Raw genomic sequence first — 10,713 nt, 5'->3', positions numbered from 1 at the left:
ATAGGCGCTGTGGAGTTAAATCCAGAGCAACACAAAGAAGCTGCTTAACAATTTAGGCGACAACTGTCTTGAAAAACGCCGTTAGACCCTGAGCTTTCATAACAATTTAGTTAAATTATAAGTGCTTAGTTTAACGCGTTTGTATTATTTAAAAAGTGTTTTTAACGCTCACTAACCACTGTACTGAGTCCACATCGTCGTAGCTATCAATGGGGGCAGCAATATCAATATGAATCATAGTGCCTGAGTTTGCGCGACTCGGTGCTAAACGAAGACCAACACCTACATTTTTTAATACATGTGCGTTTTCGCCATTATTTTCATCGTTAAACCATGCTCGGCCTACGTCCACAAAAGCGGCTCCACCCACTTTAAATAGTTGCAGTAAATCGTACTCCCAGTAATAACGTTTTTCTAGATTAACTAAAAAACTACGGTCGCCATGTTGATAATCCATAGGGTAACCACGCAGGCCAGTTTCGCCGCCTAAAGTAAGCTGCTTATCGGCGGTTAAATTTTTAGCATATTGGACTCTGGCTTTTACATACCAAGATTGGTCTTCACTGGTATTTAAATAATATTGTACTTGGCTGGTGGCCATAAAGTTTTCGAGCTTTTTCTGTTCTTTATTCCAATAGCCATCAATATCAGCACTAAAGCGCCACAATGTTCTATCGGTGGTAAAGTGCGCTTTTTTAAAGTTAAATGAATACACCGCGCGGCTATCGTCATTACTTAATGACTCGTCTGAATAACCAATTAAGCTTTTAATATTCCAGCCTAAATTTAAATCTTCTGTGCGAGATATGCTGTCAAAGTTTCGTACTTTTATGTAGTTATCTTCAAACCAATGGCCGCTTATAAAGGGGTAGCTTAAGCTTCTGTCATCGGCAAGTGGTGCAAAGGTCGTGTCTATCGCTTCAAAGGTATGTTGCTCGTCGGTATAGCCTAAGGTTAAGCGCTGGGTCCAATTATTATTAAGCGCTTTAGAGTGCCCGATAAATGCACGGTTTAAATCGGTAGTTTGCTCAAATTCACTAAACTCTTCGCCGCGTTTATATAGCGACTCTTCGCGCTGCTCAGAATAGCTTAAAATACCGTAACTAAAAGGAGTGTCTATCGCAAAAAATGGGTAGGTTAGCTCAAGCAAATGGCGCTTACCGTCGCTGTTATCAGCGTATTCTAATCGACCTCGGTAACGTGTAGATAAAATATTAGGATCGTCGTAAACAAATAAGTAGCCGCTTCTGTCACTGTCGGTCGTACGAGATAAAGAAAGACGCTTACCCCAACCAAGCAAGTTCGACTCTCTAAAACCTATACTCGATTTGTTTTCTCCGCCGCTACGGCTAAAGTTTACTTCAGGTAAAAGTGTCCATAAATCGCGGGTAACCACCTCTACGTTAACGTCGCCGTCGCAGTTTTCGGTTGCACTAATTTGGGCATCATATAAGTAACTTTCTTTACGAAGTAAACGCTCAGACTCGGCAAGTTTTTTAGCATCGTACTTGTCACCAGGGGAGAATAATAAAAGGTTATTTATTACATCGGGCTCTGTTTGAATATGTGCACGATTAGCAAATCGGAATAGGGCATTATTTTCCTCTTCAAGCTCAGTATTAAATACATTAAGTTGCTTGAGCTTTATTGAGGCTATTTTAGCGTTATTGCTACTGTGCGAGAGGGTTGTTTTGTCTTGAACTTCTCGGCGTAAGTTTTTATTTGTGCTTAAATCTGTCTGTTCTACAAGGCAGTTATCAGTTTTCGTTGAAGATTGTTGTGCGAATGCATTAGGCACATAAAAGCTTAAAACCGTTAAGCTAATACAACATTGTGCTATCCATTTCTTGTTCACCATTAAACCTCTTTACTGCTACGTAGCAAATGACTATCGTAATATCAGCTTACATCATTGTTATTATAATGTAAGTAAAAGGTATGGATTTTGAAACTAATTAATTGTTACTCATATTCACTTATGTTAATAACCAGCTTGGTTTAGAGCCGCCTGTGCGCTGGGCATTAAAAGCTAGCTTAAATAAAATGCTAAAGCGGCTAATAAGTGCTCAGCTTCATGGCCTTCGGCATTAATCCAAATACTTTGGCTGTAATGCTCATAGTTTAAATTAAAGGTCAGCTGATTATAGGTAAAACGAACTTGATGGCGATCAGCGCCTGCAGAGTATTCGTTGATGGTTACGTCATCTGAGTGTAAAAAGAGTGTGCTCCACAGCTCAAAGTCTTCATCGTGTGGAGGCTCGACTGGTGTAATTAAAATGTATTTATGGGCGTGGTCATATTCTATTTGGGTCATAACATTCTTAATTTGTAGCTAGGTAATTGCGAATTGCAGTTAAAAATTCGCCGCCGTACTTATTTAACTTAGTAAAACCGACACCCGACACTTTTAAAAACTCACTGTCGTTTGTTGGCATAAGCTGCGCCATTTCGGCTAACGTTTTATCATTAAATACAACATAAGGTGGTACATCGTCGGCATCAGCAAGCTCTTTACGTAGTGCGCGTAGGCGAGCAAACAATTTTTTGTCGTAATTAAATTGCGCTAACTTATCTTGATAAACGTGTTTGGCTTGCAGGCGTGGCTCGGCTAACTGCAGTGCGTACTCACCTTTTAAAATGGCACGCGCGGCTTCTGTTAATCTGAGTGACGCACCTTGCGTAATATCTTGGCTAAGTAAGCCTTGATGAATAAGCTGGCGTAAAATACTAAGCCAAAATTCACTGCTTTTATCTTTACCTATGCCGTAAGTGCTTAGCTCATGATGATTGTTATCGCGTATGCGGCTAGTATTTGCACCACGTAGTAATTCAACAATGTACCCAAGACCAAAGCGCTGGTCAGCTCTATACACGCACGAAAGTGCCTGTTGGGCAACCAATGTACCGTCAAAGCTTTTTGGCGGATTTAAGCAAATATCGCAGTTGCCGCAAGGCTCACGTTGATACTCACTAAAGTAATTAAGTAATATTTGCCTACGACATGTTTGCGCTTCAGCAAAACTTGCCATGGCGTTAAAGCGTTGCTCTTCTACGCGGCGGCGTTGTTCGTCGTCTATGTCTTCAAAAAAGCGTCTTACACGGCCAATATCAGCTGGATCAAAGTACATTATGGCTTCTGCGGCAAGTCCATCTCGCCCAGCACGCCCCGTTTCTTGATAGTACGACTCTATACTTTTTGGAATATCGTAATGCAGTACAAAACGCACGTTAGGCTTGTTTATACCCATACCAAAGGCAACGGTTGCGACCACTATTTGTATATCGTCACGGGCAAAACCAGTTTGTACAAATTGTCGTTGCTCGTTACTCATACCAGCATGGTAAGCGGCGGCGTTTAGCCCTGCATCAGCCAATTTTTCGGCAATGTCGTCTACACGTTTACGGCTGGTACAATAAATAATACCGCTTTGGCTTTTTTGCTCTTTTAAGTAGCGAAGCAATTGCACCATAGGTTTAAACTTTTCTTCTATGGTGTAGCGAATATTAGGTCGATCAAAGCTGCCAGTATGAATATAAGGCTGTTGTAGTTTTAGTTGCTCAACTATATCAAAACGGGTGGCTTTATCGGCAGTTGCAGTCAGCGCCATCATAGGAACATGTGCAAAGCGCTGCTTTAATTCGTTTAAGCGGAAGTAGTGCGGTCTAAAGTCGTGGCCCCAATGCGATACACAGTGCGCTTCGTCGATGGCAAATAAACTCACATTTAAATGCGACAAACGCTCTAAAAATTCGCGTTGTAATACTTTTTCAGGTGCTACATATAAAAGCTTAATTTGCCCCTGATGAAGCTGTTGATACACCAATTGCTGCTCTTCTCGCGCTAAGCTGTTATTAACGTAAGCGGCTTTTACTCCAAGTGCTTGCAGTTGCGTTACCTGATCTTGCATTAGCGATATAAGCGGAGATATAACAATAGTTACACCTTCAAGCACTAAAGCAGGAATTTGGTAGCACACCGATTTTCCGCCACCGGTGGGTAGTAATACCAGTGAGTCTTGGCCATTAATAGCAGCATCAATAACTGCTTTTTGACCGTCGCGAAATTCACTGTAGCCAAACACTTGTTTGAGGACAGTTTCGGGTTTACGCACTAGTGTGCTCGAAGAAGGAGTTGATGTATTCATTGGCGGGTATTTTAGTGGTTTTTTAGTGAGATGTCTTTAGCTGAGTTACTTAACCTTACCCCTATTGTAAGTAAATTTAACTCTGCTAGTGTTGAGATAGCTTTTTAATATCAGGCCTGTTGTAAATACTTAACGAGAGTCTCGTAGTTTGGCTCAAGTTATGCTTTACTCATCGTACCAGTTTATACATAGAGAATAATAATGAATAAAGAAATGTTAATTGAACAAGTCGGCGCATTGTTTGTAAATGGTATGCCCTTTAATCAGTTTTTAAATATCTCGGTTGAGTCACTTACTCCAGAGCAAGCAAAAATAAGTTTTCCTTGGCAAGATGTATTTATAGGAAACCCTGCGCAAAAAATATTACACGGTGGCATTATTTCAGCCGTTCTCGACAACGTAGGAGGCATGCTCGCGGCAGCGAGTGTAATTGATAAATTAACCGATATAGACATTAAGAGTGTACAGCAAAAGCTAGCAACCCTTGGCACTATTGATTTACGAACCGATTATTTGCGCCCAGGAAAAGGAGAGAGCTTTATAGCGAGCGCCACACTTATTCGCTCAGGTAATAAAGTCTGCGTGTGCAGAATGGAATTACATAACGAACAGTCTGTTCAAATTGCTTTTGGGACTGGCACGTATTTAGTTGGATAAAACACCTACGGCAAGTAAACTGTCGGCCTTTTAAATCATTAAGTGTTTATTATGTCGATTGATACCGAGCAGCGTAAAGGTGCTATTTTTGCTTGTCTTGCTTTTTTAATGTGGGGCCTTGCGCCAATATATTTTAAGTTAATTCAGCATGTTACTGCCTTTGAGATTTTAATGCATCGGGTTGTTTGGTCGGTTGTATTTTTAGTACTGGTAGTGAGTGTTTTAAAGTATTGGGATAAAGTTAAACGCATCATTGTTCAGCCTAAGCTTTTGCTTATGCTTGTTATTACCTCTGCACTGCTTGGCTTTAACTGGGGTTTATTTATATGGGCTATAAATAATAACCACATACTTGATGCAAGTTTGGGATACTACATAAACCCTCTTTTAAATGTATTGCTGGGTATGCTCTTTTTAGGCGAACGCTTACGTAAGTTTCAAGGCGTAGCAGTAGCACTTGCCTTTAGTGGTGTTGTACTGCAGCTAATTAGTTTTGGCTCGTTTCCGGTAGTGGCATTTTCACTGGCTATATCGTTTGCACTTTATGGTTTATTACGTAAAAAGTTACCGGTTGAAGCCTTACCGGGTATTTTGCTAGAAGCACTTATATTGCTGCCTGTGGCACTAATTTATTGGTGGTTAATGGTGCCTACACCAACATCAAGCCTGCCAGCTAACGATTGGCATACTAATGCACTACTTATAAGTGCAGGCATTGTCACTACACTACCGTTGTTGTGTTTTACCGGAGCCGCCAAACGCTTGCAGTACACTACACTGGGCTTTTTTCAGTACATTGGGCCAAGCCTAATGTTTATATTGGCAGTGGTGTTTTACGGGGAAGTATTTGACGCTGAGAGATTAGTTACGTTTGCATGTATTTGGAGTGCACTGGCTATTTTTAGTTGGGACTCTTATCATCAATCACGCAAACGTAAAAAAGCGGCTATTACAGCCGCAGAAGTATAATTAACTAATAGAATGGTCAACTAACTACTTTATTACGACCAGATTCTTTAGCGTCGTAAAGCTTCAAATCGGCCTGTTTTAATAATTCATCAATTTGATAAACAGGCCCATCTGCAAAACCAATAGATATAGTAAACTTGATTTTTTCTTTACTAAACTCTTGGCTATTCGCTTCTATAAAATACCTAAAGCCTTCAAGCCTTTTTAAGGATTCTTGCTTATCAGCATCTGCAAAATAAACCGCAAATTCTTCTCCGCCTAAACGTGCAACTAAATGTTTTTCAAAATACTTACTAAAACAGATTGATAGTCCTTTTAATACTTCGTCGCCTACATCGTGTCCGTATGTGTCGTTAATCGCTTTAAAGTGATCAATATCAAGCATGGCTAAAGCAGCACAACCTTTAGTACGTTTAATTTTCTTTAGTGACTTTTCAGCTTTTTCGAAAAAGTAACGGCGGTTTGGTAAATTAGTAAGATAATCAGTATTAGCCTGTCGTTTTATGGTGGCCATAAGTTCTAACATATCGACGTTTTGGCTAAGTCTGCAATAAAACTCTTCATTATTAAAAGGTTTATGCAGGTAATCGTTTGCGCCATTTTTTAAAAACAAAGTTGATAAATCAGACGAGTCTGCGGCTGAAATACCTATAATCACTTTTTCATCGTTATTATATAAACGGCGAATTTCGGTACACAATTCATCACCGTTCATATTTGGCATTTCATTATCAGTGATAATAACCGAGATGTCAGGAGCAGCTTCAAGCATCGCAAGTGCTTCTTTTCCATCTTCTGCTTGTAATATTTGATATTTATGGCGTGCAAGTAAATTACATATATAACTTCGTGTAGAGGCTAGATCGTCAACAACGAGTACTTTTACATTTTCGTTGCGAGTTAGTCTCAGTAATTGCTTTTCTAAATATTGGTAAGCTTGTTTGTTTTCTTTAATGATGTAATCGATGATTGGATATTTTTCTACTGTATCGCGAGTTTTTTTATCAATATTACCTGTCATTACAATCGTTGGAATGTCAGCATTTACAGTGCAAGGTACTGCCTCGCCAGACGGGGCATCTGGTAAAATAAAATCGACTACAGCGCAAAAGTAACTGTTTTTACTTATTAGTTCTTTTGTTTGTGCTAATGACTCTGCTATATCAACTGCATACCCTGCTTTAAGCGCGATATGCTTTTGCACTCGCGCCATTGCAGGTGTATCTTCAACTATTAGTATTTTTCGCGTCACGTAACACCTTGTTTATATTTTACAAAATAATTTGCTTATATAAGTTGTAACTGTTAAAACGCAAAAAAGCAAATAACTTAAGTACTTACAGGTTATCAGCCTCTGAATAATACTCTTGGCTAATTGGTGCTGGTCCTGACATTTTTGAGCGGCCAAACAAGGTATGAAACTTACTTTTGCAGGTCGTTAGCTTTAAATATTTTACCCAAGCACGTTCAATTGGGTTAGTCGGTTCTTGTGAGCCAGTGACTACTGCTACAAACTGTTCTTGATGTTCGTTTTGCGGCTCAATTGTTTTGCTATATAAGCCTCTTAAAACAACACCGTGTTGTTCTAATATACTGGCTTCTAATAAGGTGAAGTTTCCGCTGCGGCCAAAACCACGTGGAAAATTCTGATCATCATAAAATTGACGTTGGCTAACAAATGCTTGGCGTAGTAATGAAATGTTATTGCTCATAGCTTTATCCTCATACCCTATTAATTAGCTGGAGTATGATGCAAGTTTGGCAATTTATTAAACAAATTATTTTTATCGTGAGGATAAAAAATTGGATATCGATTTATTAAAAACATTTGTTGAAGTAGTGCGTACGCGTCACTTTGGTAAAGCGGCCGAAAACCTTTATATTACGCAGTCTGCAGTGAGCTTTAGAATTCGCCAATTAGAGCAAGGGCTTGGGGTTAATTTGTTTATTCGCCAGCGCAATAATATTCAACTTACCGCACCGGGGGAGCGTTTATTACCTCACGCTCAAATGATTATTACAGGTATGCAGCGCGCCAAAGTAGATGTTGCACTTGCCGATAATATGCATAAGCAAATTAGCTTAGCAGGAACGCCTAATATTTGGGATGCTTTTTTACAGTTTGGTATAACAAATATTGTATCGGCAATGCCGGGCGTGTCGTTGGTTGCAGAAGTTAAAGCACAGCAAGAAAGCACACGGCTTTTATTAGAGCGCACTCTCGATTTGGCTATATTATTTGATCCACCAAAAGTAGATGAACTCGTAGTAGAGCGTATTTGTGAGTTACCCATTATTCCAGTAAGCGGATACGACACGGCTACCAACGAAAACTTTTTTGATAATCAATATGTGTATGTTGATTGGGGAACCACTTTTTCACTTTGGCATGCGCGCCAATTTACCGGTAAAACGCCTCCTTACTTTAGAACCAGCACAGGACGTATTGCGCTTGATTTAATACTGCAATGTGGCGGTAGTGCATTTATACCGCAAGTTTTGGTAGAAGGGCATTTAGAAAAAGGTGAGCTGTTTCATGTTAAAGGGGTAGAAAATACCTCGCGAGACGTATTTATTGCGTATCACAGAGACAACGAGCAAAAAGAGCTAATAGAAACCTTAGTTAATTTACTTTCGCAAATGACGCCAAGCTTGTCATTAAAGCAAGATAAGTAAGTACGGCCGTTTATTAAATTTTCATGTTATTTAGATTTCACATTTAATGCATTTTTATTAATTTAAAAAGACAAAAATGTTTCGGTTGTAATATTACTGTCATTTATCAATGACAAAATGCAGCTGTTTTAAAAATTAGTCTTTTGTGATTATCCAAGGAAATAACATGAAATTTGTAAAATCGAGCTTATGCTTAGCACTATTAAGTGGCTTATCTTTTAATGCACTTGCCGACGTAGATATTTACGGTAAAGCGAATGTAACAGTGCAATCGTCTGACGATGGCGAAGGGTCTTTTACTGAGATTAAAAGTAATGCATCTCGTCTTGGTGTTAAAGGTTCTGAAAAAATAAATGAGAGTTTAGAAGCCGTTTATAAGTTCGAATTTCAAGTTGACGTGTCTGATGCTGATTCAAAAGGCGATAACGACGACAATATCTCTGCGCGTAATCAATATGTTGGTTTAAAAGGTGCATTTGGCCAAGTTGTAATTGGTCGTAACGATACTGCGCTTAAGCAATCTCAAGGTAAGTTAGATTTATTTAACGACCTTGAAGGCGATATTAAAAATGTATTTAAAGGTGAAAGCCGTTTAGGAAACACTGTTAGCTACTCATCAAACTCATACGAAGGCTTTAAAGTACTTGCTACTTTTGTAGCTGAAGACGATGTAGATGCAGACAACGGTTATTCAATGGCGGTTACTTACGGCGACGTTGCACTTAAAAAGAGCGCGGTATACGCCTCTATTGCAGCCGATAGCGAAGTAAATGGCTACGATGTAATACGTGCTTCAATCCAAGGTAACGTTGAAAACTTTAAGTTAGGTGCAATGTACCAAACACAAGAAAAGGTAGACGGCAGCGCAGAAGCTGACGGTTACTTATTAAATGCAGCATACAGCATGGGTAACAACACATTTAAAGTGCAATACCAAGATATGGATTTTGACGACAGTGATGATAAGTCAGCAATTTCAGTTGGTATTGATCACAAATTAAATAAAAACATTAAGGTATTTGGTTTTTACTCAAGCTTCGACATGGACAACAACGTTGACCAAGATTACGTAGGCTTAGGTATGGAATACAAGTTTTAACGACTAGTCTAATTAGTTAAAACACTCCCTTTTTAACCGCGCTCCTTTGAGCGCGGTTTTTTTTGCTTTAAATTATTTACCCGCCCATAATAGACCCTCATTTGGAATGAGGTGCAAATCCTCAACTATTCCCGTAACTGTAATTAGCATAAAGCTTTAAGTCAGATACAAATGAGCAATACCAATCAGCATAAATATTTGAACAATTTAACGAATTAAATTTATCGCTTAATAGGTTCTATATCTAAATAGATTGGTATAATTTTTTAACGAGCGGGTTTACTCATTTTTATTAATGCACTAGTTATTGTTAGCTGTGTTGTTAGTGAGTACACGCCTACCAAGGACTCACTGTTGCACAATAAATCAGCGCTAAACACGCCTTTACTTAACGTTAAAAATGTTTCGTGGGGGATTGCCAATAAAAGCATTTTAAATAATATTAATTTGCAAATATCGCCAGGTAAATTTGTGGGTTTAATTGGCCCAAATGGGGCGGGTAAGTCGAGTTTGCTGCGTTGCTTATATCGTTTTAACCGGCCAATATCAGGGCAGATTACTTTTAATAACCATGATATTTGGCAACTTAAAAGTGAAGATTATGCAAAGCAAGTCGCTGTGGTACTTCAAGAAACACCTTCGCAATTTAACTTAAGCGTATTTGATGTTATTGCACTTGGGCTAACGCCTCATAAATCGCTATTTAGCTCAATAACCAATATTGATAAACAAAAAATCATCCAAGCTATCAACACCGTAGGGTTAGTGGATCATATTGATCAAAGTTTCGAATCGCTCTCAGGCGGTGAAAAACAAAGAGCGCTTATTGCTCGTGCTATTGTGCAGCAACCTCAACTATTAATTATGGACGAACCAACCAGCCATTTAGATGTGAAATACCAAATACAAGTTATGGAGCTGGCTAAATCGCTCGGTGTAACGGTGTTCGCATCGTTTCATGACTTAAACCTAGCCGCTGCAATGTGCGATGAGTTAGTGGTTATTAAAAACGGCGAAATTACGCATTCAGGCACGCCAACTGAGGTATTAACCGAAAACATGCTAGGCGACGTTTTTGGTGTCTGCGCCCAAGTAAATAGCCACCCGCAGACATCTAAATCGGGAAATAGTATTCCTCACATTACTTACTTTTATGGTTATGAATAA

At 39.2% G+C, this 10,713-nt stretch carries 10 protein-coding genes and 1 riboswitch; of the genes, 5 read left to right on the top strand and 5 right to left on the bottom strand.

The window, feature by feature from the left end:
• Positions 1-148: 148 nt before the first annotated feature.
• The 3 genes from GQR55_RS15555 to recQ form a co-directional block, all read right to left on the bottom strand.
• Entirely contained in the window at positions 149-1,858 is a 1,710-nt protein-coding gene (locus tag GQR55_RS15555) for a ShlB/FhaC/HecB family hemolysin secretion/activation protein (RefSeq protein WP_166421313.1), read from the bottom strand.
• A 171-nt stretch (positions 1,859-2,029) separates the two neighbouring features.
• A complete protein-coding gene (locus GQR55_RS15550; protein ID WP_166421312.1) occupies positions 2,030-2,314 on the bottom strand; it encodes a DUF3630 family protein in 285 nt (94 codons plus the stop codon).
• Between the two features lie 7 nt (positions 2,315-2,321).
• Positions 2,322-4,145, bottom strand: a complete 1,824-nt coding sequence (gene recQ / locus GQR55_RS15545; protein ID WP_166421311.1) for a DNA helicase RecQ — start codon at positions 4,143-4,145, stop codon at positions 2,322-2,324.
• A 201-nt stretch (positions 4,146-4,346) separates the two neighbouring features.
• Here recQ and GQR55_RS15540 point away from each other — a divergent pair, with 201 nt between their 5' ends.
• Together GQR55_RS15540 and rarD are read left to right on the top strand one after the other, a co-directional pair.
• Complete coding sequence (locus GQR55_RS15540; RefSeq protein ID WP_197177943.1) at positions 4,347-4,802, top strand: thioesterase family protein; 456 nt, start codon at positions 4,347-4,349, stop codon at positions 4,800-4,802.
• Positions 4,803-4,853: 51 nt separating this feature from the next.
• The gene (gene rarD / locus GQR55_RS15535; RefSeq protein WP_166421310.1) at positions 4,854-5,771 is read left to right on the top strand and encodes an EamA family transporter RarD; all 918 of its coding nucleotides are present in this window, start codon (positions 4,854-4,856) and stop codon (positions 5,769-5,771) included.
• A gap of 16 nt (positions 5,772-5,787) precedes the next feature.
• On the opposite strand, the gene GQR55_RS15530 is transcribed toward rarD, so the two are convergent.
• Both GQR55_RS15530 and GQR55_RS15525 read right to left on the bottom strand, forming a co-directional pair.
• The gene (locus GQR55_RS15530; protein ID WP_166421309.1) at positions 5,788-7,023 is read right to left on the bottom strand and encodes a response regulator; all 1,236 of its coding nucleotides are present in this window, start codon (positions 7,021-7,023) and stop codon (positions 5,788-5,790) included.
• Positions 7,024-7,108: 85 nt separating this feature from the next.
• Positions 7,109-7,483, bottom strand: a complete 375-nt coding sequence (locus tag GQR55_RS15525) for a DUF413 domain-containing protein (RefSeq protein WP_166421308.1) — start codon at positions 7,481-7,483, stop codon at positions 7,109-7,111.
• A gap of 91 nt (positions 7,484-7,574) precedes the next feature.
• Between GQR55_RS15525 and GQR55_RS15520 the strand changes: the two genes are divergently transcribed.
• From GQR55_RS15520 to GQR55_RS15510, 3 genes are all read left to right on the top strand, one after another.
• Entirely contained in the window at positions 7,575-8,447 is an 873-nt protein-coding gene (locus GQR55_RS15520) for a LysR family transcriptional regulator (protein WP_007583736.1), read from the top strand.
• A 166-nt stretch (positions 8,448-8,613) separates the two neighbouring features.
• Positions 8,614-9,546: a porin gene (locus GQR55_RS15515; RefSeq protein ID WP_166421307.1), complete on the top strand. Its 933-nt coding sequence runs from the start codon at positions 8,614-8,616 to the stop codon at positions 9,544-9,546.
• Positions 9,547-9,613: 67 nt separating this feature from the next.
• Positions 9,614-9,738, top strand: a riboswitch (cobalamin riboswitch).
• 162 nt (positions 9,739-9,900) lie between these two features.
• Positions 9,901-10,713, top strand: a complete 813-nt coding sequence (locus GQR55_RS15510) for an ABC transporter ATP-binding protein (RefSeq protein ID WP_166421306.1) — start codon at positions 9,901-9,903, stop codon at positions 10,711-10,713.

The sequence above is a fragment of the Pseudoalteromonas sp. Z1A8 genome (genome assembly GCF_011378855.1).
In the GTDB taxonomy this organism is placed as follows: domain Bacteria; phylum Pseudomonadota; class Gammaproteobacteria; order Enterobacterales; family Alteromonadaceae; genus Pseudoalteromonas.
The sequence above is the reverse complement of the archived record's forward strand: the minus strand, read 5'-3'. Positions and strand labels throughout refer to the sequence as shown.

Coding starts and splice junctions, on each gene's coding strand:
- GQR55_RS15555 (WP_166421313.1), bottom strand. CDS start 1,858: ATGGTGAACAAGAAATGGATAGCACAATGTTGTATTAGCTTAACGGTT.
- GQR55_RS15550 (WP_166421312.1), bottom strand. CDS start 2,314: ATGACCCAAATAGAATATGACCACGCCCATAAATACATTTTAATTACA.
- recQ (WP_166421311.1), bottom strand. CDS start 4,145: ATGAATACATCAACTCCTTCTTCGAGCACACTAGTGCGTAAACCCGAA.
- GQR55_RS15540 (WP_197177943.1), top strand. CDS start 4,347: ATGAATAAAGAAATGTTAATTGAACAAGTCGGCGCATTGTTTGTAAAT.
- rarD (WP_166421310.1), top strand. CDS start 4,854: ATGTCGATTGATACCGAGCAGCGTAAAGGTGCTATTTTTGCTTGTCTT.
- GQR55_RS15525 (WP_166421308.1), bottom strand. CDS start 7,483: ATGAGCAATAACATTTCATTACTACGCCAAGCATTTGTTAGCCAACGT.
- GQR55_RS15515 (WP_166421307.1), top strand. CDS start 8,614: ATGAAATTTGTAAAATCGAGCTTATGCTTAGCACTATTAAGTGGCTTA.